General features: G+C 58.5%; 27 protein-coding genes and 1 other annotated feature. Of the genes, 7 read left to right on the top strand and 20 right to left on the bottom strand.

What is annotated here, in order from left to right:
• Positions 1-67: 67 nt before the first annotated feature.
• The 7 genes from B5F27_RS02520 to tgt all read right to left on the bottom strand — a co-directional run bounded on the left by B5F27_RS02520 (position 68) and on the right by tgt (position 6,285).
• Positions 68-1,246, bottom strand: coding sequence for a tyrosine-type recombinase/integrase (locus tag B5F27_RS02520; RefSeq protein ID WP_087245701.1), 1,179 nt, complete (start codon positions 1,244-1,246; stop codon positions 68-70).
• Positions 1,247-1,295: 49 nt separating this feature from the next.
• Entirely contained in the window at positions 1,296-1,925 is a 630-nt protein-coding gene (locus B5F27_RS02515) for a non-canonical purine NTP pyrophosphatase (protein ID WP_087364454.1), read from the bottom strand.
• A gap of 39 nt (positions 1,926-1,964) precedes the next feature.
• Positions 1,965-3,371 carry a DNA repair protein RadA gene (gene radA, locus B5F27_RS02510; protein WP_087364452.1) on the bottom strand — a complete coding sequence of 469 codons (1,407 nt, stop codon included), beginning with the start codon at positions 3,369-3,371 and terminating at the stop codon, positions 1,965-1,967.
• A gap of 61 nt (positions 3,372-3,432) precedes the next feature.
• A complete protein-coding gene (locus B5F27_RS02505) occupies positions 3,433-4,110 on the bottom strand; it encodes a hypothetical protein (protein ID WP_144066470.1) in 678 nt (225 codons plus the stop codon).
• Positions 4,111-4,270: 160 nt separating this feature from the next.
• Entirely contained in the window at positions 4,271-4,666 is a 396-nt protein-coding gene (locus tag B5F27_RS02500) for a TIGR04086 family membrane protein (RefSeq protein ID WP_087364449.1), read from the bottom strand.
• Positions 4,667-4,725: 59 nt separating this feature from the next.
• The gene (yajC, locus tag B5F27_RS02495) at positions 4,726-5,037 is read right to left on the bottom strand and encodes a preprotein translocase subunit YajC (protein WP_087245711.1); all 312 of its coding nucleotides are present in this window, start codon (positions 5,035-5,037) and stop codon (positions 4,726-4,728) included.
• Between the two features lie 102 nt (positions 5,038-5,139).
• Entirely contained in the window at positions 5,140-6,285 is a 1,146-nt protein-coding gene (tgt, locus tag B5F27_RS02490; RefSeq protein ID WP_087364447.1) for a tRNA guanosine(34) transglycosylase Tgt, read from the bottom strand.
• A gap of 246 nt (positions 6,286-6,531) precedes the next feature.
• On the opposite strand from tgt, the gene B5F27_RS02485 reads away from it, so the two are divergent.
• Positions 6,532-7,152, top strand: a complete 621-nt coding sequence (locus tag B5F27_RS02485; protein ID WP_087364445.1) for a sugar O-acetyltransferase — start codon at positions 6,532-6,534, stop codon at positions 7,150-7,152.
• 50 nt (positions 7,153-7,202) lie between these two features.
• On the opposite strand, the gene queA is transcribed toward B5F27_RS02485, so the two are convergent.
• The gene (gene queA / locus B5F27_RS02480; RefSeq protein ID WP_087245717.1) at positions 7,203-8,231 is read right to left on the bottom strand and encodes a tRNA preQ1(34) S-adenosylmethionine ribosyltransferase-isomerase QueA; all 1,029 of its coding nucleotides are present in this window, start codon (positions 8,229-8,231) and stop codon (positions 7,203-7,205) included.
• A 177-nt stretch (positions 8,232-8,408) separates the two neighbouring features.
• Here queA and asd point away from each other — a divergent pair, with 177 nt between their 5' ends.
• The 6 genes from asd to B5F27_RS02450 all read left to right on the top strand — a co-directional run bounded on the left by asd (position 8,409) and on the right by B5F27_RS02450 (position 13,864).
• Complete coding sequence (gene asd / locus B5F27_RS02475; protein WP_087364443.1) at positions 8,409-9,494, top strand: aspartate-semialdehyde dehydrogenase; 1,086 nt, start codon at positions 8,409-8,411, stop codon at positions 9,492-9,494.
• Between the two features lie 45 nt (positions 9,495-9,539).
• Positions 9,540-10,430: a 4-hydroxy-tetrahydrodipicolinate synthase gene (gene dapA, locus B5F27_RS02470; protein ID WP_087364521.1), complete on the top strand. Its 891-nt coding sequence runs from the start codon at positions 9,540-9,542 to the stop codon at positions 10,428-10,430.
• Positions 10,431-10,505: 75 nt separating this feature from the next.
• A complete protein-coding gene (dapB, locus tag B5F27_RS02465; RefSeq protein WP_087364441.1) occupies positions 10,506-11,264 on the top strand; it encodes a 4-hydroxy-tetrahydrodipicolinate reductase in 759 nt (252 codons plus the stop codon).
• Positions 11,265-11,321: 57 nt separating this feature from the next.
• Positions 11,322-12,602 (top strand): CapA family protein, encoded by a 1,281-nt coding sequence (locus B5F27_RS02460; RefSeq protein ID WP_087364440.1) that lies wholly within the window; start codon positions 11,322-11,324, stop codon positions 12,600-12,602.
• Positions 12,603-12,667: 65 nt separating this feature from the next.
• A complete protein-coding gene (locus B5F27_RS02455) occupies positions 12,668-13,135 on the top strand; it encodes an ACT domain-containing protein (protein WP_087245725.1) in 468 nt (155 codons plus the stop codon).
• A 201-nt stretch (positions 13,136-13,336) separates the two neighbouring features.
• Complete coding sequence (locus tag B5F27_RS02450) at positions 13,337-13,864, top strand: PTS glucose transporter subunit IIA (protein ID WP_087245727.1); 528 nt, start codon at positions 13,337-13,339, stop codon at positions 13,862-13,864.
• A 237-nt stretch (positions 13,865-14,101) separates the two neighbouring features.
• Here the strand turns inward: B5F27_RS02450 and tyrS are convergent, their stop codons facing one another.
• The 12 genes from tyrS to nusB form a co-directional block, all read right to left on the bottom strand.
• Entirely contained in the window at positions 14,102-15,322 is a 1,221-nt protein-coding gene (gene tyrS, locus B5F27_RS02445; RefSeq protein ID WP_087364438.1) for a tyrosine--tRNA ligase, read from the bottom strand.
• A gap of 71 nt (positions 15,323-15,393) precedes the next feature.
• Positions 15,394-15,653 (bottom strand) — a binding site (T-box leader).
• A 147-nt stretch (positions 15,654-15,800) separates the two neighbouring features.
• A complete protein-coding gene (recN, locus tag B5F27_RS02440; RefSeq protein ID WP_087364436.1) occupies positions 15,801-17,474 on the bottom strand; it encodes a DNA repair protein RecN in 1,674 nt (557 codons plus the stop codon).
• 22 nt (positions 17,475-17,496) lie between these two features.
• Positions 17,497-17,985, bottom strand: a complete 489-nt coding sequence (locus B5F27_RS02435) for an arginine repressor (protein ID WP_087245733.1) — start codon at positions 17,983-17,985, stop codon at positions 17,497-17,499.
• 208 nt (positions 17,986-18,193) lie between these two features.
• Positions 18,194-19,045, bottom strand: coding sequence for an NAD(+)/NADH kinase (locus B5F27_RS02430; protein WP_087364433.1), 852 nt, complete (start codon positions 19,043-19,045; stop codon positions 18,194-18,196).
• Between the two features lie 39 nt (positions 19,046-19,084).
• Entirely contained in the window at positions 19,085-19,888 is an 804-nt protein-coding gene (locus B5F27_RS02425) for a TlyA family RNA methyltransferase (protein WP_087245737.1), read from the bottom strand.
• 2 nt (positions 19,889-19,890) lie between these two features.
• The gene (gene dxs / locus B5F27_RS02420) at positions 19,891-21,771 is read right to left on the bottom strand and encodes a 1-deoxy-D-xylulose-5-phosphate synthase (RefSeq protein ID WP_087364431.1); all 1,881 of its coding nucleotides are present in this window, start codon (positions 21,769-21,771) and stop codon (positions 19,891-19,893) included.
• A gap of 31 nt (positions 21,772-21,802) precedes the next feature.
• A complete protein-coding gene (locus B5F27_RS02415; RefSeq protein WP_087245741.1) occupies positions 21,803-22,282 on the bottom strand; it encodes a divergent PAP2 family protein in 480 nt (159 codons plus the stop codon).
• A 46-nt stretch (positions 22,283-22,328) separates the two neighbouring features.
• The gene (locus B5F27_RS02410; RefSeq protein WP_087364429.1) at positions 22,329-23,210 is read right to left on the bottom strand and encodes a polyprenyl synthetase family protein; all 882 of its coding nucleotides are present in this window, start codon (positions 23,208-23,210) and stop codon (positions 22,329-22,331) included.
• Positions 23,207-23,458, bottom strand: coding sequence for an exodeoxyribonuclease VII small subunit (xseB, locus tag B5F27_RS02405; protein WP_242956699.1), 252 nt, complete (start codon positions 23,456-23,458; stop codon positions 23,207-23,209). Before xseB ends, B5F27_RS02410 begins: the two co-directional genes overlap by 4 nt.
• Positions 23,436-24,656, bottom strand: coding sequence for an exodeoxyribonuclease VII large subunit (xseA, locus tag B5F27_RS02400; protein WP_087364426.1), 1,221 nt, complete (start codon positions 24,654-24,656; stop codon positions 23,436-23,438). The genes xseB and xseA overlap by 23 nt, the downstream gene beginning before the upstream one ends.
• Entirely contained in the window at positions 24,644-25,582 is a 939-nt protein-coding gene (locus tag B5F27_RS02395) for a glycoprotease (RefSeq protein ID WP_087364424.1), read from the bottom strand. The genes xseA and B5F27_RS02395 overlap by 13 nt, the downstream gene beginning before the upstream one ends.
• Positions 25,579-26,034, bottom strand: coding sequence for a transcription antitermination factor NusB (gene nusB / locus B5F27_RS02390; RefSeq protein ID WP_087245749.1), 456 nt, complete (start codon positions 26,032-26,034; stop codon positions 25,579-25,581). Before nusB ends, B5F27_RS02395 begins: the two co-directional genes overlap by 4 nt.
• Between the last annotated feature and the right edge of the window lie 49 nt (positions 26,035-26,083).

The raw sequence follows: 26,083 nt of genomic DNA, 5'->3' as shown, positions 1-26,083 counted from the left end.
GCATTATAACAGGCCTCTGTCCTTCTGTCAACGCCATGGAACAGAGGTCTGTTCAAACCGGTTTTTCTTACTGCTGCTTGTCCGGGTCGTCTGTTTCCTCCTTAAAATCCTCTGTCATAGATGGGAGAATCTCGGGCAGCGCCTCCCCTGTCCACTCCCCTGTTGGCTGCATTTCTTCCTGGATACCAGTTTCCTCTTGGGGGACTTCTGTTTTCAGTGCTTCGGCAGATTTGGGGTTCTTCACAGCCCCCAGCGGGTTGGCTTCAATGGCAGCACGCACCTGTGCGTCCTGCAGATGGGTATAGATCTGGGTGGTGCCCACATTGCTGTGGCCCAAAAGCTCTTTCAGGGTCAAAACATCCACCATGCCGGTCTGATACATCAGGGTGGCAGCAGTATGGCGCAGCTTATGGGTTGAGTACCCCTTCAGTCCCGCCGCTTTCATGGCGCCGGTAATCAGCTGTTCCACCCGCCGGTTGGAGATGCGGTCTTTGCGCCGCCGGGTGATGAAGACGGCCGGTTCTTTGGGCGAAAGTCCCTCAACCGCTCCCCTCTTTTGCAGATAGAGATCCAGCGCATCGATGCAGGCGTCGTTCAGATAAACCATCCGCTCCTTATGCCCCTTGCCAAAGAGGCGGATCTGACGCCCGGCCAAATCGATGTCCTCCATATTCATCCCCACCAGCTCCGACAAACGCATTCCGCAGTTCAGGAACAAAACCGTCATGCAGTAATCCCGTTCCGGGAAATCGCTGAGAGTTCGGGTGGCTTCCAGAAGATCCCGCGCCTGTTCTGCGGTCAGATACTTGGGCAGAACCTTATCCAGTTTCGGAGGGCTGACTGCTGCGGTGGGATCGTTTTCCAGACGGCTGGCGTGGTTGACCATAAAATCATAAAACCCATGAAGACTGGCCAGCCGCCGGGCAGTGGAAGATTTCTTGTTGCCGCAGGTCTGGTTCAGATAATAGAGATACTCATATATATCTTCCTTGGTGACACTGCCCCAAAAAGCGGTATCCAGTCCTTTGGGGTCAATCTCCTGCACAGGCGCATCCTCTGATACAAGGCCTTTCCTCTGCTTCATGAATTTGCTGAAATTTCGCAGGTCGCAATAGTAATTGAAGGCCGTGTTGGGGCTTTTGCCTGCAATTACCTCCAGATACCGCACGTAATCCACGATATCCTGCGAGGCATCCTGAAAGGGTTTGTGCTTGGATGGATTTTTCTCGTCCAAATAAATCGACATAACCGTCCTCGTGTTTCTATGTATTCGCCCTCATAAAAGAGCTCACGCTTTAGAGTGCAAGGGCTTTCTTCAAAAAGGCAACCACCCGTCTGCGATATTCCCCGACAATGACGCTGTCGCCGGACAGGTCTTCATCCTCATCGTCTACGAAATAGCGCATGGTCCGGCAGTCCAGAGACAGAGAGTCCAATGGCCATCCAGGCTGCCGTTTGGAAGAAGGACAATCTACCATATAGAAAGCGGAGTCTTTTACGTCTTCGCTGCTTCCCATGAATGACTCGATCTTTCCCCTGTTATAAACAGCAATTCCGTCCAGATAACAGGCCAGGACCTTTCCTCCCAGCGCGTGAACCAAATCTGCATAATGGGTGATCATCTCCTCGTCGTTCAGACGATGGACCCCGCCGGGCGTCCGGACATGGAGTCCCGGCTGACGCGGATCATCCAAAGGAAGCCCATCAAAGTATAATCCTGCATCGTTGCAAATGACACAATCAAAGTAGGCTCCATAAAACTTCGCCTTGAGGATGGCGTTTTCCTCTGGAGTATTCCCTATCTCCTCAGGTTCTTGGTCGATCTGCAAATCCCGCAAGGTATAAAACGTAATGTCACAGCCGCTGAGCAGAGCTTTAAACCGTTCCACTTTGGATGGGTTGGTGGTGCCGATTAATACTTCCACATCGTTTCTCCATTCTGTTCCGGTATCTCGTTTCGCGGGTCACCCCTGGCCGATATTCAGCGCTGCAATGGCATCGGATACATAGGCCGCGCCGATCAGTTTCAGGCCCGGATAATCGGCGGGGCTGAGGTGCCGCAGGCTGTGTCTCGGGATCACTGCCTGTTCAAATCCGATACGCTCCGCCTCATGCAGGCGCTGTTCCAGATTGGGCACACTGCGCACCTCGCCGCCGAGGCCCACTTCGCCAATGGCGATCAGCTTATCGCTGACCGGCTTATCCAGCAGAGACGAAATCAGGCTCAAGCAGACCGCCAGGTCACAGGAGGTATCCCGCAGGGCAATTCCGCCCACGATATTGATATAGACATCCAGATTCCCGAAGAAATACCCTGCCCGCCGTTCCAGCACAGCCAGAAGCAGATTGATGCGGTTGTAGTCGTAACCGGTGCAGGCCCGCCGGGGCGACGGGAATGTGGTTTTTGCTGCCAATGCCTGAATTTCACTCAGGATAGGCCGGGTGCCTTCCATGGTACAGGCCACACAGTTTCCCGACACACCCAAAGGCCGCCCTTCCAGAAGCATCTGAGAGGGATTGGCGATCTCGGTCAGTCCCTTGCCGGTCATATCGAACATACCCAGCTCATTGGTGGAACCATAGCGGTTTTTGGCCGCCCGCAGAATGCGATACGGCAGCATCTTGTCCCCTTCAAAATAGAGAACCGTATCCACAATGTGTTCCATGACCTTGGGTCCGGCAATGGCGCCGTCCTTGTTGACGTGGCCCACCAGGAACATGGGGATTTCCTGCTTTTTGGCCACCGCCAGCAGACGGGCGGTACTCTCTTTGACCTGGCTGACGGTACCCGACGAAGAAGAGATGTCCACGCACCGCATGGTCTGGATGGAGTCAATCACCACCAGATCCGGTTTTTCCTTTTCAATCAGACCGCAGATTTCATCCACGTCGTTTTCCGCCGCCAGATAGATGTTGTCCTGGGCAATGTTCAGCCGGGCGGCGCGGAGCTTCACCTGCCGGACCGATTCCTCGCCGGTGATATACAGAACCGTATACCGGTCCGAAATCGCCCCGCAGAGCTGGAGCAGCATAGTGGATTTGCCCACGCCCGGCTCACCGCTCAGCAGAACCACTCCGCCCAGCACGATGCCGCCGCCCAGCACCCGGTCCAGCTCGGTGATGCCAGTGACGATCCGGCTTTTCTCCTCGGTGGTGCTGATCTCCGAAAGGCGCTTGGCGGTCAGGGTGGTGACCCCTTCCTGGCGGGGCGCGGCCTTGGCCGCTCCGCTGCCCGCTTTGGGCGCCTCTGCAATGACATCTTCGCTCATGGTATTCCAGCTGCCGCAGCTGGGGCATCGGCCCATCCAGCGGGGGCTTGTCTCACCGCAGTTGGAGCAGACATAGACGGTTTTCAGTTTGGGCTCTTTCATCTTGCAACTTCTCCTGACTCTTTTTACGTTATAATACCACGGCATGGGCAGACCTGCAAGCTCAGCCGGCCAGGCGATTTCCCACTTGATGAGCCAGGCAGACCAAGGCTGTCGATACACCGCAAATCGGCACAAACAAAACATTCAAAACCAGATACTGGCCCAGCAGACGCCGCGCGCCGGACCCCGCCGCAAGGTTCTTTCTTCCAAAGGCGGCGCGCTGCAGCCGGCCGCTGACCCCAAGCGCCGATGCACCGAACAGACATAGGCAAGTCACGGCGGCAGCGGTGGGAATTCCTGTGATAAACAGGCCAAACAAAGCGCTCTGCCATCCCGATTCCAAGAACAGGCGCAGCTCAATGACTCCCATTCCCATCCCAAAAAGCATGGCAAAGAGGTAAATCATCACCGGGCCGATGGCGGACAGACCCAGCATCAGCAAAATGGTCGCGCCCCCGGCCACGGTCAAATATTCTGCCCCAAACAGTGTCCAGACTGCCTTTGGCTCGTCCAGCGTGAAAAGTCCCGACCAGTTATCCAGATAGACCGACAGCGCATCCAGTTCGCCGCTGCGGCTGAGTCCCAGGACCACCCCCGACATCAGTGCGCCAAAGAGATACGACGCCGCCAGGGCGACGCAGTCCCGGGAAAGTTTTTTGCCCCGCATCCCGGCGGGACGTTCTGCCCGGCGGGGCAAGTCCGCCACCGGATGCGAACTTTTTTCAGGCACAGGCTCCATTGTTTGGGGCTTCTGCGGCGTGGAGGCAGAAGATTCCACCTGAGCCGGTATGGCGAGCGATTTTTCGGCTGATTCCCGATAGACCCACATACAACTTGTCCTCCCGTCCGAAGCCGGCCGATTGGACCGGCCCCGGAGTTTTCTCTGTGTACAGCTGCGTTCAGTGATGACGTTTCTTCCCGGTGCAAAGCATTCCTGCATAACCGCCCAGAGCCCCCATCAAAACCAGAAGCCCCAGCCGCACCAGCTGTTCCGCATCGGGTGTGCTGTCGTTGGACAGCTGAAGTCCCAGCAAAGTCACGGCATACAGAATGCCCAGCATTCCGCCCCAGAGCAGTCCCCGGCTTTTTTGAAGCAGAGCCAGCAGCCAGCTGCCCAGAAAACTCCCTGCGCAGATGGCCGCTGTAGCCAGTGGGCCGGCTGCGGACAGCCCCAGGCCGCGTGCCACCATCAGCGATGCAAACGCCGCCCCGCAGCCGACGGCGGCCGCGCAGCCCACCGCAAAAGCAGCCACCAAATGAATGGGTGCAGACAAACGAATGGTATTTCCAGACATAAAAACGCGCCTCCCTGCACTACTCTATGCAGGAAGGCGCGCTGGATATGCTTGGGAACTTATTTCTTGGAGGAAGTGGCGGGAGCGTTGTCCATGTTCAGCTTTTCCACCGAGCCGATGGCGGTCTTGGTGAAGCGAATCTTGACGCGGTCGCTGCCGGTCTCCAGGACGAAGGTGTCGTCCTTGATGGCAACAACGCGGCCAATGACACCGCCGATGGTGGTCACCTGATCACCAATCTCAAGGCTGTTGCGCATGGCGGCGTCCTTCTTCTCCTGCTTCTTCTGGGGACGGTAGATCATGAAGTAGAGCAGAACCACCATCAGTGCGAGGGTAAAAAACAAGCTGAGATAGCTTTCTGTGCCGGTCATTGTAAAATTCTCCTCTCGAATTTCGTTTATCGTTATTATACCGGTTTATACGTCTGGATGCAAGGCCAAAAGCGCAAATCGTGCAAAAAAGCACCAGCTCTTTTAGATACGGGTATCCAGCAGCTTGACATACTTGTCGTGGAACTGGGTAAAGGTGCCGGCGTCCAGCTCATCCCGGATGCGTTCCATCAGGTGATTGTAGAACCAGAGGTTGTGCATGACAGCCAGACGCATGCCCAGCAGTTCCTCCGCCTTGAACAGGTGGCGGATATAGGCGCGGGAATAATTCCGGCAGGCCGGGCAGCCGCAGGCCGGGTCGATGGGGCGCTCGTCCCGCTCGTATTTGGCGTTCTTGATGTTGATGATGCCGCCCCAGGTGTTCAGATGGCCGTGACGGGCGTTGCGGCTGGGCATCACGCAGTCAAACAGATCCACGCCGCGGGAGACCGCCTCAATGATGTTGCCAGGGGTACCCACTCCCATCAGGTAGCGGATTTTGTCCTTGGGCATATAGGGCTCCACCTTGCTGATGATGTCGTACATCACCTCAGCCGGTTCACCCACAGCCAGGCCGCCGATGGCGTAGCCGTCCAGGTTCATGTCGGCGATCTGCTTCATGTGCTCCACCCGCAGATCCGGGAAGGTGCAGCCCTGGTTGATGCCGAACAGAAGCTGGTCCGGATTGACCGCCTTGCCTTCGTGCTTGAGGCGGGCCATCTCGGCCTGGCAGCGGGCCAGCCAGCGGACGGTCCGGTCGCAGCTGGCCTTGGAGTAGGAGTGCTGGGCCGGATTCTCGACACACTCATCAAAGGCCATGGCGATGGTGGAGCCCAGATTGGCCTGAATCCGCATGCTCTCCTCCGGACCCATGAAGATCCGGTGGCCGTCCAGATGGGAGGCAAAGGTGACGCCTTCCTCGGTGATCTTGCGAAGCTTGGCCAGGCTGAACACCTGGAATCCGCCGCTGTCGGTCAGGATGGGGCCGTTCCAGCGGGTGAACTTGTGCAGGCCGCCCAGATCGGCCACCAGCTGGTCCCCCGGACGCAGATGCAGGTGGTAGGTGTTGCAGAGCATGACCTGTGCGCCGATCTGTTTCAGATCATGGGCGGACAGGCCGCCCTTGATGGCGCCGGCCGTGGCTACGTTCTGGAAAGCGGGGGTCTGAACGGTGCCGTGAACGGTGCGGAACTCGCCCCGCCGGGCGGCGTGCTCTTGTTTCAAGAGACGGAATGTGGTGAGTGATGCCATGTGTTGTAATTCCTTTCTTATGCGCAGAGAACAGCTGCGCGCTCCTGCAGGCAGTGCTGCATCAGATGCATACTGAAATATTATACCTTCTGCGCGGCTTTTTTTCAACTGCAGAGCCGGCATTTTTGCATGTTTTTCCCATTTGGATGATGCCCCTGTTTTACCATGAAAAAGGGCTGGCAAATCCGCCGCCTTTCTCTTATAATAGAGCCGTACAAACGCCACACAACAGGGAGGGCACATCCAATGACTGAACGTGAAAAGATGCACACCACCGACTTGTATCTGCCGGGCGACCCCGACATTGTCAAAGAGCAGACCGCCTGTCTGGATAAGCTCTACGACTTCAATCAGACCCGTCCCACCGAAATGGAGAAGCGCACCGCCATGCTGCGGGAGATGTTCGCCGAAATCGGCGAGGACTGCTACATCGAGCCGCCGCTCCACGCCAACTTTGGCGGGCGCCATGTCCACTTTGGCCGGAATGTCTACGCCAACTTCAACCTGACTCTGGTGGACGACACCCATATTTATGTGGGCGACTACACCATGCTGGCTCCCAACGTGATACTGGCCACCGCCGGGCATCCCATTCTCCCCCAGCTGCGGGAAAAGAGTTATCAGTATAATGCCCCGGTCCGCATCGGCCGAAACTGCTGGCTGGGCGCCGGGGTCATCGTTCTGCCTGGGGTCACTATCGGGGACAACACCGTTGTGGGCGCAGGCAGCGTGGTCACCAAGGACCTGCCCGCCAACGTTCTTGCGGTAGGCACGCCCTGCCGCGTCGTGCGTGAGATCGGCGAACACGACCGGACCTACTATTTCCAGAATCGCACCATTGACCCAGCCCTGCTGAAGGATCTCTGAGCAAAACAAAAACCCGGGCGCATCGGCGTCCGGGTCAAGGATGGACTAAATTAGAGAATCAGCATGGCGTCACCAAAGGAGAAGAAGCGGTACTTCTCCTCCACAGCCACCTTGTAGGCAGCCATGGTCTTGTCGTAGCCATAGAAGGCCGACACCAGCATGATGAGGGTGCTCTCGGGCAGATGGAAATTGGTGATGAGGCCGTCAATGCAGTGAAACTCCACACCCGGGTACAGGAAAATACTGGTGTTGCCGCTGCAGGGCTTGATCTCGCCATATTTGGCGGCCACCGCCTCCAGAGTGCGGCAGCTGGTGGTGCCCACCGCAATCACCCGATGCCCGGCGGCTTTGGTCTCCTGAATCCGGCGGGCGGTCTCCTCGCTGATGGAGTACCATTCACTGTGCATCTTGTGGTCGGTGATTTCATCCTCCTGAACGGGGCGGAAAGTCCCCAGGCCCACGTGCAGGGTTACCTCGGCAATGCCTACCCCCTTGGCGCGGAGAGCATCCATCAGCTCCGGGGTGAAGTGCAGGCCGGCGGTGGGAGCCGCCGCGCTGCCCAGTTCCTTGGCATAGACAGTCTGGTACTGGCTCTGGTCCTCCAGCTGCTTGGTGATATAGGGCGGCAGAGGCATCTTGCCAAATTCGTCCAGTTTTTCGTAGAGGGTCTCGGTGTCATAGTGGAAGGTAACCAGCTTGTTGCCGTCCTCCATGGTCTCGTCCACCGTGGCCGTCAGGGTGCCGTCTCCAAAGGTGATGACGTTGCCGGGGTGCATCCGCTTGCCGGGTTTTGCCAGGCACTCCCACTGATCTCCCTTGACCTGGCGCAGGAGCAAAAGCTCACAAACTGCGCCGGTGGGCTGCTTTACGCCCACGATTCGGGCCGGAAGAACCTTGGAATTGTTCACGACCAGCAAGTCCCCCGGCATAAGATAATCCGGGAGGTCATGGAATATACGGTGCTCCATGGCGTCATTGTCCCGGTGGAGAACCAGCAGCCGGGCTGCGTCCCGGGGACTGACAGGCTCCTGGGCAATGAGCTCTTTGGGTAAATCGTACCAAAAATCTTTTTTCAACATGGGATGTATTCGCCTTTCCAGTGGGTTGACACGGAAGCCGTATCAATGATATCATAAGTTTTATACAACTGGTCTTTATTATATTGCAACACAATCCGGTTTGCAAGCCGCCGAGGCATCTAATTCGGCAAATGAAGCAAAATTTCGATCCGGGTTTGAAAGGAAAGGTGCTTGGAAATGAATAAGCAGTCTTATAAGGTAGGCATCGTTGGTGCCACCGGCATGGTCGGCCAGCGGTTTGTGACGCTGCTGGAGAATCATCCCTGGTTCAAATTGACCGTTGTAGCGGCATCCGACCGCAGCGCGGGCAAAACCTATGAGGACGCCGTGGGCAGCCGCTGGGCCATGACCTGCCCCATGCCCGAAAGCGTCAAGAAGATGGTCGTCCAGGACGCCTCGGAAGTTGAGAAAATCGCCAGCCAGGTGGACTTTATCTTCTGTGCCGTCAACATGCCCAAGAACGAGATCAAGGCACTGGAGGAGGCCTACGCCAAGGCCGAGTGCCCTGTGGTCTCCAACAACAGCGCCAACCGCGGCACCCCCGACGTGCCCATGGTGGTGCCTGAGATCAACGCCGACCACATCGAGATCATTCCCGCCCAGCGCAAGCGTCTGGGCACCAAGCGCGGCTTCATCGCTGTCAAGTCCAACTGCAGCCTGCAGAGCTATGTGCCCGCCTTCCATCCCCTGATGAAGGACTTCGGCGTCAGCAAGGCGCTGGTCTGCACCTATCAGGCCATTTCGGGCGCCGGCAAAACCTTCGACCGGATGCCGGAGATCATCGACAACGTGATCCCCTACATTGGCGGCGAGGAGGAAAAGAGCGAGCAGGAGCCCCTCAAGCTGTGGGGCCACATTGAGGGCGACCGGATCGTCAACGCCGAAAAGCCTGTCATCACCGCCCAGTGCTTCCGTGTGCCCGTCTCGGACGGCCACACCGCCGCAGTCTTTGTCAGCTTTGAGAAGAAGCCCACCAAGGAGCAGATCCTGGAGGCATGGAAGAACTTCCGCGGCCCCGCTCAGGAGCTCAACCTGCCCAGCGCACCCAAGCAGTTCCTGCACTACTTCGAGGAGAACGACCGTCCCCAGCCCAAGCTGGACCGCGACACCGAGCACGGTATGGCTGTCTGCATCGGCCGCCTGCGTGAGGATACCCTCTTCGATTACAAGTTCGCCTGCATGAGCCACAACACCCTGCGCGGTGCTGCCGGCGGCGGTGTGCTGCTGGCCGAGCTGCTGGCCGCCAAGGGCTATCTCGACTAAATGCAAATTCATTTTTCATAACTGCAAAAGGAGAGTCTTGTTATGATGAAGAAGCCTGTTTTTACAGGTGCGGGTGTGGCCATCATTACACCCATGCACCAGGACGGCAGCATCAACTTTGAGGTGCTGGGGCAGATTCTGGAGGATCAGATTGCCCGCGGCACCGACGCCATTGTAATCTGCGGCACCACCGGCGAATGCTCCACCCTCATCGATCAGGAGCAGCTGTCTGCCATCAAGTTCACGGTGGATACCGTGGCCCATCGTGTGCCTGTGATTGCAGGCGCAGGCTCCAATGATACCGCTCACGGCTGCGCACTGGCAGCCGGGGCCGCCGCCTGCGGCGCAGATGCCCTGCTGATGGTCACCCCTTATTATAACAAGACCAGCCAGGCCGGCCTGGTGGCCCACTTCACCGCCATGGCAGAGGCCGGCGGCATTCCGGTGATTGTCTACAACGTGCCTTCCCGCACCGGTGTCAACATCAAGCCGGAGACCGCCAAGAAGCTCAGCGAGCATCCTCTCATCAACGGCATCAAGGAAGCATCGGGCAACATCTCTCAGGTAGCCCAGATTGCCGCCCTCTGCGGTGATTCTTTGAACATCTACTCGGGCAACGACGATCAGGTCCTGCCTCTGCTGTCTCTGGGCGGCAAGGGCGTCATCAGCGTTGTGTCCAATGTGGCCCCCACGCTGGTGCACGATTGCTGCCAGGCCTGGTTCGACGGCGATACCGACAAGGCCCGCCGCCTCCAGCTGGAGATTCTGTCTCTGTGCGACGCCATGTTCTGTGACGTCAACCCCATCCCGGTCAAGTACGCCATGAACCTGCTGGGCTGGGAGGCCGGCGCATGCCGTCTGCCCCTGGTGGAGCCCGGCGATGCTCAGAAAGTCAAGATTGAGCAGGCTCTGCGTGAGCATGGTCTGCTGTCATAACAAACACAGCAAATGCCCGGAGAGTCTATGGAGTCCCGGGCATTTGCCTCATCAAACAGAAAGGAATCACGAAATATGACGGATATTGTCATTCAAGGCATCGGCGGCCGGATGGGCCATGTCCTCTGCGATATGATTGCCCAGCGAGAGGACTGCCGCGTGGTGGCGGGCATCGACCTGCACGCCGGCGAGCAGAACGGCATCCCTGTGGTCAGCAATCCCGAAGATCTGGCCGGCCGCGGCGATGTCATCATCGACTTCAGTTCCCCCGCTGCGGTGGAGAAGATTCTCCCCTACTGCGAGGCCCACAAGGTGCCCATCGTTCTGTGCACCACCGGCATGTCGGATGAACTGAACCTGAAGATTGTTCAGCTGTCCCGCAGCGTCCCCGTCTTTAAGAGCGCCAATATGTCCCTGGGCATCAATCTGCTGGCCGAGCTGTGCAAGCGGGCATCCGCCATCCTGGGCAGCGCTTACGACGTGGAAATCATTGAGCAGCATCATCACAACAAGCTGGACGCTCCCAGCGGCACCGCGCTGATGCTGGCCGACGCCGTCAACGAGGAGAACAACGGCGCCTATCACTATGTCTACGACCGCTCGTCGGTGCGGGCCAAACGCGATCCCATGGAAATCGGGATCAGCTCGGTGCGCGGCGGCAGCATCGTGGGCGATCACGAGGTGCTGTTCTGTGGGCCGGACGAAGTCATCACCCTCAAGCACACCGCCTATTCCCGCAGCGTGTTTGCCAACGGCGCCATCAATGCGGCGATCTACCTGGCCAAGAAGGAGCCGGGCCTGTACAATATGAGCGATCTGATCTCTGAGCGCTGATGGCCCGGCGGCTTCAGCCGCGCAAGCCGGAAGCTTTTCCGGCAGGAGAACAAGACCATGAGCAATCATTCTTCCAGACCTTCCGAGGGGCAGCACGCCCCTCACTCCGCATCATCTTCCCGCAGCCGCCTTCCCTATTGGTGTGTCCTGGTAGCCCTCCTGGCGGCTTTGGGATTCTGTTTCGGATTCGGCGGCTTTCAGTCGGATGCCCCCACCACGACCGAACCGGAAGCATCCAGCATTCTGCCTCCGGAGCCAGAGCCGGAACCCGAGCCCCAGCCCGTGGTGCAGACGGTGGACTTCTCCGCCACAGGCGACAACCTGATCCACGCAAAAATCTATCAGCAAGCCGCTGAGCGGGCGGTGGGCGATGCGCAGTACAGCTTCGACTACTGCTACCAGAACCTGGTCCCCTTCTACAGCGGCTGCGATGTGAACTGGATCAACCAGGAAACTCTCTGCACCGATGAGCTGGAACCCTCCACGTATCCCTGCTTCTCCACTCCGGGCGACTGTGCCCGGGCACTGTACCGGGCAGGCATTCGGGTGTTCAGCCTCTCCAACAACCACACCTATGACAAAGGCACCAGCGGCATTGCCGCAACCCTCCGGTTTTGGGCGTCCATGCCGGATGATGTGGTGACCACCGGTCTGTGGCGGGGCGAGGCGGACTATGGCTACATCCCGGTGCACACGGTGAACGGCATTACCATCGCCTATCTGTCCTACACAGAGCACACCAACGGCATCCCCCGCAAGGATTCCATGGAGGCCAACATCATCTACACCAACCAGACCGATGTTATTGAGCAGCAGGTCAAAAAGGCTGCCGAGCTGGCAGACTTTGTGGTGGTAGGCACCCACTGGGGTGTCGAGGACAGCCACACCGTCACCGAGGCGCAGCAGACTCTGGCTCAGCAGCTGGCAGACTGGGGCGCTGATGTAGTGGTAGGCACCCATCCCCATGTGGTGCAGAATGCAGAGTGGCGGACTGCAGCCGACGGACGCCCGGTCTTTGTGGCCTACTCTCTGGGCAACTTCCTCAGCACCCAGAGCAAAAAAGACCAGCTGATCGGCACCATCCTCACCCTGCGGTTCCAAAAGACCACCGATCCCGACGGCACCGTCACCCTGGAACTGCTGGACCCCAAGCTTCACCCCACCGTCACCCACTACGGGCCCAGCAAATCCGAGGTCCGCACCTACCTCTATCGGGATTATACCCCTGAGTTGGCCAATGCCCACGGCGTACGAGCCAACTACAGCGACTTCAACTACGATTACATCCGAGCTACCGTAGAAAAGTACATTGATCCGGCGTTTTTGGATTTCACCTAAACGCATCACACCCGTGTAAAGCACAATCACTTTACGCCTCTTTGCAGGCAGAATGGAGCGTAATTATGTACGGAGTATCGAAAATCAGCGTCGAGCCCGGCGTCATGATGATTAGTGTGCAGGATGCAGCATTCAGCGCTGACAGCCTGGCACGGTATCTCAAGATTTTTGCGGACATCGGCATCGTCGTGGACATGATCAGCCAGAGCGCCCCTCACGGCACCCAGCTGGACTTCAGCTTCACGGCTTCCAGCAATGACCTTCCCCTGGTGATGAAGGCCATTTCCACCGCACAGCTGACCCCCGGCTCCAAGGCCGCTCCCCTCATCAGCGTGGGCTATTCCAAGCTGAATCTGTTCGGCGAGGAGATGGTCACCAGCTGCGGCGTGGCTGCGCGGGCTCTGAGCGCCCTGGCCTCTGCCGGTATTGAAGTGCATCTGATCACCACCAGCGATCTGGATATTTCTCTGCTGGTCCGCAGCGAAAACGAGGACGCCGCCTATGAGGCTCTGCGCCAGGCCTACGAGCTGTAAAACAGTCGCCGGCTTGTCAATGGTTGATTTTTACAAAAAAATCCACATTCTTTTAGGCTGATTCACGAAATCTAAATCTTATGGCCTTTTCTGCTGTAAATCACTGAAAAATGTGGTAGAATTGCATATGAAATAAGCTGTTTTCCGGATGAATCATATCATCCATACAGCAAATCCGGCAATGATAAGGAGAAAAGCTTTATGGGATTCTTTTCCAATCTATTCCACAAAAAAGAGGCTGCACCCGCACCCGCTGCAAAACCCGCCGCACCTGCCGGCGATAAGATCATCTACTCCCCCCTGGAAGGCGAAATGCGCATTCTGAGCGAGATCGATGACCCCGTCTTCTCCAGCGAGGCTCTGGGCAAGGGCTGCGCCATCGAGCCTTCCAAAGGCGAAGTGGTGGCTCCTTTTGACGGCACCATCGAGCAGGTCGCCGAGACCAGCCACGCTGTGGGCATGATGGGCGACAACGGCATCGAAATTCTGATCCATGTGGGCATGGACACCGTCGAGCTCAAGGGCAAGGGCTATGAGCCCAAGGTCAAGGTCGGCGACAAGGTCAAGAAGGGCCAGTTGCTGCTGAAGTTTGATATGGCTGCCATCTCGGCCGCAGGCTACAAGCTGACCACTCCGGTGGTTGTCACCAACACCGACGACTTCACCAGCGTCGAGCCCATCGCAACCGGCAAGGTTACCCAGGGACAGGATGTTGTCCTGGTTAAATAAGGCTTCCTTGTGGTGTAGGGATCTTGCATTGTGGAGGCGGGGCTTTTCGGAGCCCCGCTTCCCGCATGTCATCCCCCGTCCATAGGTTCCAGCAAGCGGCGTCTCCCCTGCCCATCTGCGGCCGGGGCAAGACGCCGCTTCTTTCATGATGCAAAGAAAAAGAGGAATCCATCCTGCACTTTTGAGGCACAGGACAGATTCCTCTTTTATGATTTTTATGGTCGCAGCGGCTTACGCTTACAGGGTGATCTTGTGGTAGACCTTCTTGCCCTTCTTGATCACCAGGCCCTCGGCCAGCTGATCAGAAGTGAAGCTGCCGGTGGGAGCAGCCACCTTCTCACCGTTGACCAGGACACCGCCCTGGGTCACCAGACGGCGAGCCTCACCATTGGAGGAGGCCAGACCAGCCTTGACCATCAGGGTCAGGATGCCGATGCTGCCGTCGGTTAGGTCCTCAGCCGAGAGAACGGTGGTGGGCATATGCTCGGTGTCGGCGGCGTTGCCGCTGAACAGAGCGCGGGCGGCATCCTGGGCCTTCTCGGCCTCTTCCTTGCCGTGGACCATGCTGGTCAGCTCGTAGGCCAGGATCTCCTTGGCCTCGTTCAGCTTCTGATCCTTCCAGGTGCTCATCTCATCGATCTGCTCCAGCGGCAGGAAGGTCAGCATGCGGATGCACTTCATGACATCTGCATCGCCCACATTCCGCCAGTACTGATAGAACTCGAAGGGACTGGTCTTGTTGGGATCCAGCCAGACGGCATTGCCAGCGGTCTTGCCCATCTTCTTGCCCTGAGAGTCGGTCAGCAGGGTGATGGTCATGGCGTAGGCGTCCTTGCCCAGCTTGCGGCGGATCAGCTCGGTGCCACCCAGCATGTTGCTCCACTGATCATCGCCACCAAACTGCATGTTGCAGCCGTAGTGCTGGAACATGTAGTAGAAGTCGTAGCTCTGCATGATCATGTAGTTGAATTCCAGGAAGGACAGGCCCTTCTCCATGCGCTGCTTGTAGCACTCAGCACGCAGCATGTTGTTCACCGAGAAGCAGGCGCCCACCTCACGCAGCAGCTCAATGTAGTTCAGCTTGAGCAGCCAGTCGGCATTGTTCAGCATCAGGGCCTTGCCCTCGCTGAAATCAATGAAACGCTCCATCTGCTTCTTGAAGCAGGCAGCGTTGTGGTCGATGTCCTCTTTGGTCAGCATCTTGCGCATATCGGTGCGGCCCGAGGGGTCGCCGATCATGGTGGTGCCGCCGCCAATCAGAGCGATGGGCTTGTTGCCGGCCATCTGCAGACGCTTCATCAGGGTCAGGGCCATAAAGTGGCCAGCGGTCAGGCTGTCGGCGGTGCAGTCAAAGCCGATGTAGAACGTGGCTTTGCCCTCGTTGATGACGTCGATGATCTCCTCATCGGTGATCTGGGCCACCAGGCCGCGGGCCTTCAGTTCGTCGTAGAGTTTCATGAAAACATACCTCCTGTGTCTCACTTCGGGCAGAGGGCAAAAAGAAACACCCCCCGCCAACCTTAAAATTGGCAGAGGGCGAGAAATTCGCGGTACCACCTCTGTTTGCTGCCCCCTCACGGATGACAGCCTCACAAGTGCAACCCCCTCAGAGTATGGGAGTACACTCTGCGTCTGTAACGCTCGCACGCGGCGGGGCCTACTGAGATAGCATCTGTTCAGCCTGCAGCTCCGGGAGGTAGTTCGCCTGCGGCTCTGCACGCCCCTTTCACCAACCGGAGCCTCTCTGGGCAGAGCGCATCAGGGTACTTGTTCCCATCAACGCCTTTACAATTGTTAATTGTAAAGGAACTATTCGAAAATGTCAAGAGGTAAAATGACCGTTTTGTTTTTTGAGCACAAACAAAAAGAGTGACCCTCCCAAAGGGGCCACTCATTGGCTTCCGTTTTCCCTCTTATGCGGAGGCGCGGGAATTCCTCATTTTGCTTCCTGCTCCGCCAGGGCCAGCATCTCCCGGGCATTGGCGCGGGAAAGTTCGGTCACATGGTCGCCCGAGATCAGATGGGCCAGGGCGTCCACCCTGCCCTCAGTATCCAGAGGCATCACCTGGGTGTAGGCCCGATCCCCTTCCACCCGCTTTTGAATCAGCATATGGCAGTCAGCCAAAGCTGCGATCTGCGCGGTATGGGTGATGCAGAGAATTTGATGGCCTTTGGCACTTTGCCGCAGAACCTGTCCAATTTTTCCTGCCGCCTTGCCCGAGACGCCGCTGTCAATCTCATCGTAAATGACGGTGGGAACGGCATCCCGGTCGGCCAGAGCATTTTTGATGGCCAGGGTGATGCGGCTCAGCTCACCGCCCGATGCAATCTTGGACAAAGGCTTGGGCGGCTCACCGGGGTTGGTGGCAATGTAAAACTCAAGGCTGTCCTGGCCGTGGCTGGCAAGCGGCCCCCGGCTATGGCGGAGGCTCAGCCGGACCCCCGGCATGTTCAAAAAGTCCAGAGTATCCGAAATGCGGCGGTTCAAATCTTCAAAGGCCCGCAGGCGGGTCTGGGTCAAAATTTCGGCCGCCTCCCGCGCCAGACCATAAAGCCGCAGCTTCTCGGCCTGAAGGCGCTGGTGGTGTTCCTCGGAGAACTGGATGCGTTCCAGCTCCTCCCGCGCCTTTTCTCCAAAGGCCAGAACATCCTCCACCGTGTCGCCATATTTCCGTTTTAGCTTATAGATCAGATCCAGCCGCTGCTCGATTTCATCCAATTCGCCGTCGTTGCTCTCGTAGTCCTCCAGACGGGAGGCCAGATCGGCGGACAGGTCCTTGGCGGTATAATACAAATCCAGCAGCTGGCCGGCCCCATCCGCCAGACTTTCATCCAGCTGGGCGACCGTGTCCATGGCATTGGAGGCCTCTCCCAGCAGGTCTACCCCGCCGGCGGCCTCATCACCGCCCGAAAGAGCCGCATAAGCCCGGGCAATCTGTTCCCGAATGGTGGACGCATTGGCCAGAACCTTCCGGCGGCTTTCGAGGCTTTCCTCCTCGCCGGCGGTCAGGGCCGCGTCGTCAATTTCATTGACCTGATACTGGAGCAGATCGGTCTTGCGGCGCTTTTCCTCCTCATCGGTGATGAGGCTGTCCAGCTCCCGCTTGACGGCGATCAGCTCCTTGTAAATTTTGTAATAGTTCTGAAACTCGGTGCGGTTCTGGGCGTAATCGTCCAAAATTCCCTCGTGGTGCGCCGGGTTGAGCAGGCCCACTGAGTCATGCTGGCCGTTGATGTTAATCAGCCCGCCGCACAGTTCCCGCAGGATGGCCGCCGTGGCGGGCATCCCGTTGATGCGGCAATTGCTCTTTCCCTCGGCTGTGATTTCACGGGTCAGGAGCAGTTCTTCACTGCGCTCATACCCCGCTTTTTCCAGGCTGTCCTGGACGGCGGCGGGCACCTCCTCAAAGGCTGCGCGGATCACCGCCTTGGAAGCTCCGGCCCGCACCAGCTCCCGGGAAGTTCGATTGCCCAGGATGGCGTTGATGGAATCGATCAGGATTGACTTGCCTGCGCCGGTCTCGCCGGTCAGCACGTTCAGCCCTTTTTCAAAGTGGACATCGGCCTTCTGGATAACGGCCACATTTTCAATCTGCAAGCTGCTCAGCATTTCAATGCCTCATCTTCCACTTTTACTTGCGCACAATATAGCGTTCCAGCTCGGCGCTGATGTTTTTGGCGTCCCGCTCGGAGCGGACCAGCACCAAAAACGTGTCGTCACCCGAAAGCGATCCCACCACATTTTTCCACTGCATCGAGTCGAACACCTGGCAGGCCGCATTGGCCATGCCGGAGTAGCACTTGATCATCACAATATGGCCGGCATAGTCCACCTGCAGCACCGACTCCCGGAAAATGGTCTCAAAGCGCTCCTGCACTTTGGGGTCATACCGGTCGCTGTGGCTGGACACATAGCGGTATCCCTCGTCGGTGGCAGCCTTCACCAGGCACAGCTCCCGAATATCCCGGGAAATGGTGGCCTGGGTCACCTCATAACCCTCTTTGTTCAGGTACTCCTGCAGTTCTTCCTGACGGCTGATGGGATGTTCACGGATCAGCCGAAGAATGGCCTGCAGCCGTTCCGTTCTGGTTTTTGTATCTTCCTGCGGTTTGCGGCTCATGGGAATTCCGCCTCCTTCTCATTTACCTACCATAGACTTTTCAAACGGTTCAAAATCAACTTCCGGCGGGAATTCGAATGCATCAGAGCCTGGGCAAGGTCGACACAGCTCCCTGCCCGGGCCCTTTCCTCTCAAAAACACCCGCAAAACCAACCCTCACATAAACTGTGAGCGTTTTCGTTTCGATCTGCAGCTTTAAAGCTGGCTGTTATCTCCTGCTGCGCAGTTTCTGGTCGATGGCCTGGAACTGTTCCGCCTTGCTGAACGTCACCAGCTGAATGACCTGATCCGACAGGCGGACCATGGCGGTCGCTCCTGCCCGGAGGGGGTAATTGTTGTCGCCGTCGCAGCTGATAAACACCTCATGATCGGCCACCTGCCCCACACAAATGTGGATTTTGCGCTCCTGCGCAAAGACCATGGCGGGGGTGGCCAGACTGTGGGGGCAGATGGGGGTGACCACAATCCCCTTGGTCTGGGAATCCAGAATGGGCCCGCCGGCAGCCAGAGAATAGGCCGTGGACCCGGTGGGGGTCGCCACGATAACGCCGTCGCCGCGGAAATGTTCCACCAGAATGTCGTCGCAGTAAACACTGAAATCAATGGCCTGCTGCAGGCGGCCTTTGGTCACCACCACATCGTTCAGGGCGTGGCCCTCCCAGGTCTCGTCCCCCAGCACCCGCACATACAGAAGCATCCGGGTGTCCAGGTTGAAGTGTCCATGGGCCACCGCACTGAGCTTGGCCTCCAGCTCGTCCACCTCGCAGGTGGCCAGGAAGCCGCACCGGCCCAGATTGATGCCCAGGATGGGCTTGTGATAGTTCAGGGTCTGGTTGGCTACCTGGAGAATGGTGCCGTCGCCGCCGATGGTCAGGATGACATCGGTTTTTTCCAGGCATTCCGCAAAAGGCAGATACTGCACACCGGCAATGTTGCAGCTGGGGCGGAGCTCCTGATCCATCAGGACGGCGGCGCCGTGGGTCTGAAGAATCTGAGCCGCCCGCAGAGCGACTTCTCCGGCCGAGCTTTTGCCGGTATTGGGGGCAATGTAAACCGTCATAGGGTCCCACCTCCTGGTTGGGGCTGCCGTAAAGATCGGTCAGCGATCGAGGGTCTGGTGGCTGGCCGCCACCACAGCGGCGGCAGCCTCCTCGTCCAATGTACAGGGTTCTGTGCTCTTTTCCACAAACATCAGATACTCGATGTTGCCCTCGGGTCCCTTCACCGGGCTGAAGTCCAGACCGCGCACCGCAAAGCCGTTGGCGGCGGCATAGCCCATGGCGTTGAGGAGGACCTCTTTGTGGGTGGCGGGATCACGGACAACGCCGTTCTTGCCCACCTTTTCCCGGCCGGCCTCAAACTGCGGCTTTACCAGGCAGACGCCCATGGCGTCCGGCGTGGTGACCGCCTGCGCCACCGGGAAGATATGGTGCAGCGAGATGAAAGACACATCCACACTGAAAAACTCCACCGGCTCCTCCAGCTGGTCGGGCGTCACATTGCGGATGTTGGTCCGCTCCATATTGACCACCCGGGGATCGGTCCGGAGGCTCCAGGCCAGCTGGCCATAGCCCACGTCCACCGCATACACCTTGGAGGCGCCGTTCTGCAGCATGCAGTCAGTAAAGCCGCCGGTGGATGCGCCGATGTCCATACACACCTTGCCCTTGGGGCTGAGGGGAAACACCTGCATGGCCTTTTCCAGCTTGAGGCCGCCGCGGCTCACATAGCCGATATCATGGCCCCGCACTTCCACCACGGCATCCTCTTTCACCATGTCGCCGGCTTTGTCTGCCTTCTGGCCATTCACATAGACCACGCCAGCCATAATCATCGCTTTGGCGCGCTCCCGGCTCTGGATCAGGCCGTGCTGCACCAGATATTGGTCCAATCGAGTTTTCAAGATTACTGCTCCTTTTTCTCTGTCAGGGCTTTCTCCACATCCTGTACCAGGTGTTCTTCGTCAAGGCCCAGGATCTTTTTCATCTGGGGAACGGTGGCATGGGTCAGCTTGTTGTTGTCCACCGCCCGGTGGATAAAGGTGCCGTGCCATCCGCGTTCCGCGAGGCAGGACACCAGCTGTTCCCCGATGCCGCCACGCTGGACGCACTCCTCTGCAAACAGAATTACGTCAAATCGTTCGATATCGCGCAGGAAACCATCTGTAAAGGGAAATATCTTTACAAGTTTGCAGACGCTGCAGGGAATGCCGCGTGCCTCCAAATGGCTGCCGGCGGCCAGGACATCCTCCACTTCGCTGCCATAGCTGACCAGAACGGCCCGGGCCTCCGGCGAGTTAATCAGGAAATCATACTCCCGGCCGGTGCAGCCATACTGCGCCAGAACGTCCGCCTCCCCGCCGCGGGGATACCGGATGGCCTGGGGGCCAGTGAAATCCTGGCCCAGCAGTTTGATCAGCCAATAGCGCAGCTCAGCGTAATTGGAGGGCGAATAGGTGGGAATGCCAATCTGGCTCAGGAAAGCCGGATCGTAAACACCCTGATGGGTCTCGCCGTCCGCCGGCACCAGGCCGGCCCGGTCAATGGCAAAGAGAACCTTGACCTTCAGCAGTTCCACATCGTGGATGATCTGGTCATAAGCCCGCTGCAAGAAGGTGGAGTAAATGGCTGCCACCGGGATCATCCCCTGACTGGCAAGGCCGGCCGCAAAGGTGATCTCATGCTGTTCTGCCATGCCCACATCAAAGAAGCGATTCGGATACGCATGGCCAAAGAACTGCAGCCCGGTGCCATACTTCATGGCTGCGGTGATGGCGCAGATTTTGGAGTTGGCTGCGGCTGCTTCACACAGAGCCTTTCCGAAAATGGTGGAGAAGGATGCCGGTGCAGCCACCTCGGGGTCCGGAATGACGCCCGGTTTGGCTCCGGAAACGCCATGGTATTCACCAGGGTTTTCTTCCGCCGGCTGGTAGCCCTTCCCTTTTGTGGTGACCACATGGAGGAAAAGCGGCCCTGAGCGGACCATGATGTTCCGCATGGTCTGTTCCAGTTCCCGGACGTTGTGGCCATCCAGAGGGCCCAGGTACTGGAACCCCATGTCCTCAAACATGGTGGAATCGTACATGGACCGCCGGATGATGGTCTTTGTCCGGCGCAGGAACGCCCGCAGGGGCGGCCCCACCACCGGGATCTCACTGAGGGTATCGCTCAAATGGCGGTTCATCCGGAAATACTTGGGACTGGCCCGCAGATGGGTCAGATACCGGGCCATTGCCCCCACGTTTTTGGAGATGGACATCTTGTTGTCGTTCAGGATGACCATTAGATTATTCAGGGAGGCAATGTTGTTCATTCCTTCGTAGACCATGCCGCCGGTGAAAGCGCCGTCTCCGATGACGGCCACCACCCAGCCCGGCTCGCCCTTGAGCTTTTTGGCCCAGGCCATGCCGATGGCCAGGGAAAGCGCAGTATTGCCATGGCCCGCGATGAAGGAATCGTGGACGCTCTCCCGAGGATTGGGAAAGCCGGAAATCCCATCCAGCTGCCGCAGATGGGCAAAGCCGGCCTTGCGGCCGGTGAGAAGCTTATGGGTATAGCACTGATGACCTACATCAAAGACAATTTTGTCCTGGGGCGAGTTGAGCGCCCGATGCAGGGCCACCGTCAGCTCAATGGTGCCGAGGTTTGAGGCAAGGTGCCCGCCGGTGCGCAGAACACTGTCCACCAGGAAGCAGCGTATCTCCTCGCACAGTTGGACCACCTGCGTCTCACTCAACTGTTTGACGTCCTCCGGACCTGTAATCGCATCCAGCAGAGGTGTATCCATCCTATCGTCACCTAACTCTCTGTTGTTTCCATTAACCGACCATCACGGACAGCGGATACAAAAAGCCCACAACTGCCCCGACGATCATGCCTGCGTAGACCTGCAGGGGGGTGTGGCCCACCATTTCCTTCAGGTGCATGTTCTGCAGGAAGGGAGAATGGCGCTCGCCCTCCTCCAGCCACATCTCGATGATGTTGTTCAGGACTTTGGCCTGCTCGCCGGTCTCATGACGGACGCCCATAGCGTCGTGCATGGTGATGATGGCGATCACGCATGCAATGGCAAACAGAGAGGAGTGCACCCCCTCGATCCGGCCGGTGGCCACCACCATGGCACAGACCGTCGCGCTGTGGGCGCTGGGCATGCCGCCGTCCCCTACCATCCGCTCCAGCTGCAGTTTGCCTGCCAAAATAGAGCTGATGGTGGTTTTCAGCAGCTGGGCTGTCAGCCAGCCCAGAATCGAGACGGTCAGGATCTCATTCCAAGACAAAATGTTTCGAATCAATTCCATCGTCCGCTTCCCTTCTTTTCCTAAATCATTTTTTCTGCGGCAAAAATCAGCTGCGCCGCTCCAGCATGGCTGCTGCCAGCTGTTCCAGGAACGCTGCCTTTTCGCCAAAGGCCGTATGTACGGCCTCGCATGTGTCCTGATTGACCTGTTGTGCCAGAGTCATGGCGCCGTCCGCGCCATAGAGGGTCACAAAGGTCGTCTTGCCGTTGGCCTGGTCACTGCCGGCTGGTTTGCCCAGCTGCTCGGTGGTGACGGTGGCATCCAGGATATCATCGATGATCTGGAACACCAGCCCCAGGCCAAACGCATACTGTTCCAGTGCCTCCTGTTGGGCGGCGTCGGCGCCGGCTGCTGCGGCGCCCATCTGAACGGCCGCATTGATGAGGGCGCCGGTCTTGTTGCGGTGGATCTGAAGCAGCTGGCTCTCGGTGGTGTCCAGAACCTCATACTTCAAATCCAGCTCCTGGCCGTAGACCATGCCGCGGCTGCCTGCGCCGGCCCCCAGAGCCCGGGTCGCCTGGATGCAGACCTCCGGCGAGGCGGGAGCCTGCGCCACCGCCTCAAAGGCCTCAGTCAAAAGAACATCTCCGGCCAGCAGCGCCGTCGCCTCTCCAAACGCCTTGTGGCAGGAAGGGCGACCGCGGCGCAGGTCGTCGTCGTCCATGCAGGGCAGATCATCATGGATCAGAGAATAGCAGTGCAGCATCTCCACCGCGGCGGCAAACTGTTCCGCCGCTGCATCGTCGCCGCCCAGCATATCGCAGACACTGAGCACCAGCACGGCCCGCACCCGTTTGCCGCCGCCCATCAGGCTGTAGCGGGCTGCCTGGCAAACCTGCGACTCGGCCGGCAAATACCGCCGGCAGGCGTCCTCCAGCGCCCGTTTGGCCCGGGCTAGGTAAGCATCATACTGCTCCTGGTAATTCATGTCTGTTCCTCCACGTCTCTTTCCACATCCAGCCCGTTCTGGGCCTTTTCCGCGGCCGCCAGCCGGCCGTCTATCTCGTCGATCTGCAGGGATACCTTGCCCAGCGTCCGGCTGCAGTATTCCACCAGGCCGGCAGCCTCGGCATAGAGTTTCACCGAGTCGGCCAGGGTGGTTTCTTCGCTCTGCATCTTGGCAAGGATATCTTCCAGTCGGGACATGCCTTCTTCAAATGTTTTGGGTGCTTTCATCGGTTTCCTCCACTGCTGTGACAAGGCATTGGGCCCGGCGATGGGCGGTGATGAGCTGAATGGTCTCCCCTTCCGCCAGCTGGTCCGCCGGACGGATTTTGCCATCCGCGCCGGCCACCATTCCGTAGCCCCGGGCCAACACCTGATAAGGACTCAAAGATGCGGTCAGCTGGACCGCGTGGGCCAGCTGACGGTTTTTGTCCTTCCAGCATATGCGGCTGCTGGTGCGCAGTGCCTCACCCAATGCCGCAAGATCTCTTTTACCTGCGTACAGTTTTCGCCGCGGCAAGTCACCGGCCATGGCATCTGCACAGTCTTTGCATTTAGTATAGCATATTTCCCGGCGTTTTTGCATATTTTCATGCATATTTCTTTGGATTTCCCACAAATGCCGCTTCTGCTCCTCCCGGTCGGGCACAGCAAGCTCGGCGGCAGCCGAGGGCGTCGGGGCGCGGCAATCGGCCACAAAGTCCAAAATGGTGTAGTCAATCTCGTGGCCGATGGCACTGATAAGGGGAGTCTTGCAGCGGTAAGCTGCCCGGGCGATGACCTCGGCATTGAACACCCACAGGTCCTCCCGGCTGCCGCCGCCCCGGGCCACCAGGATCTCATCCACGCCCAACCGGTCCAGCCGGCCGATGGCGGCGGCAATTTCCTCCGCCGCCTCAAATCCCTGGACATTCACCGGACAGAGAATCAGCCGCACTGCAGGCCACCGGCGGCCAATGACGTTTTTGATGTCCTGCAGCGCGGCGCCGGTCCGGCTGGTGACAAGGCCGATCCGCTCCGGGAACGCCGGCAGCGGCTTTTTGTGTTCCGGGGCAAAAAGACCTTCGGCCTGCAGCTTTGCCTTGAGCTGTTCCAAAGCCAGCTGGGCCTCCCCGATTCCATCGGGAAACATGGCGTTGACATAGACCTGAAAGGCGCCGTCCCGCTCATACAGGGTCACGCGGCAGCGGACCACCACCCGCATCCCCTCCTGAGGACGAAAGGCCAGCCGCTGGGCGTCCGAGCGGAACATCACCGCCTTGACGCTGCACTGACCGTCCCGCAGAGAAAAATAGCAGTGGCCGCTCTTGGCGTTCTGGACAAAATTGGCTATCTCGCCCCGGAGGGCGAGGTCATAGAGTATGTCGTTGCGGTCCAGCAGGGTTTTCACATAGCGATTCAGGGCGGTGACGGTGATTACTTCAGCCATAAACCAGCCTCCCGGGCGGCGAGCATGGACACGCCCATGGCGTTGTCGCTTGCGAACTGAGCCGGCACAAACATCACAGCCGGCAGGCGTCTCTGGACCCATTCCCGAATGATCCCGCTGCTCATAACGCCGCCGGCGCAGACCACCGGCAGGTCGGGATAGACCTTCAGGGCGGCGCGGGTCATTTTGACCACCGTATCGGCCACGCAGAGCAGGCAGTACTTGCAGACATAGGCCGGGCTGCGGCCCTGGTCCAGCAGAGTGGTGTACTGGTTTTCCAGCCCCGAAAGGCTGCATGTCATCCCCTTGACGGAAGATTTCGGCTTGATTTCCTCCTCACAAGAGGCCGCCAGCCGGGACACCTCGGCCCCGGCCGGAAACGCAAACCCCAATTTCACCCCCAGGCGGTCCACCGCCTGGCCTGCATACAGGTCGCTGCTGGAGCCCAAAAGCTCAATCTGCCGGACCTGGTCGCAGAGGAGCAGATCGGTGGTGCCCCCCGAAATATGGAACAGCAGCACTTTTTGGTTGAATAGTTCCGCCCCTTTCGCGGCGAACAGCGCCGCAGCGGCGTGACCCTGCTGGTGGGTGGTGCGAACCAGGGGAATGTCCCGGGCCAGGGCAAAGGCCTGCCCGGCATTGACCCCCGCCAGAAAGCAGGGCATATAACTCCCCTCCACCGGACGAGGCTTCTCAGAGACGCCCACTGCAGAAATTTGGGTCAGGTCAAATTCCGTTCCCAGTTCTGCCAGCATTCCGGGCAGAGCGGCGGTGTGATGAAAGAGTGCGTCGCTCTGGCGCAGCCCCAGCTGGCCCTCTTTCACCGGCAAAAAACGCTTTTTTGCGCAAACAACCTCCCCGGCTGTATCAAAAACAGCCAGAGAGGTCGCATAGTTGCTGGTATCAATGCCCAGTGTATAGCTCACGACTTTGCAGGCTCCTCCTGTGCGTCGATGTCCTCATCGACAAGGCCGGACTCACGGGCAACGCTGCCCAGCAGGCCATTGACGAACTGATAGTCCTCTTCTGCGCCGTATTTCTTGGTGAGCTCCACCGCCTCGTTGATGGCGACGCTGGGCTTGTGCTCCTCACCATACAGCATCTCGGCAATCGCCAGGCGCAGGATGGTGATGCTCACCCGGGGAATGCGCTCCATGGCCCAGCCCCGCAGATGATCCCGGATCAGGTCGTCCACTTCGGCCGAGTGGTCATAGTAGGTGCGCAGCAGGCAGGCGCCAAAGGCATCCACAGGATGCTCCTCATCATTTTCACGGTTGGCTTCCAGCGCCTCATCAAGGGGCAGCTCGCCGAACGTCTGAGAAAAGGCCAGCAGGAACGCATTCTCGCGGGCCTGGCGGCGAGGCATCAGATTTTCCATAGTATTCCTCTCACAACATCAAAGTCCTCTCTGCAGGACGCACCTGCAG

Source organism: Faecalibacterium sp. An192, from assembly GCF_002160175.1.
Classification (GTDB): Bacteria; Bacillota; Clostridia; order Oscillospirales; family Ruminococcaceae; genus Faecalibacterium.
This window is presented reverse-complemented; position numbering and strand designations above follow the sequence as displayed.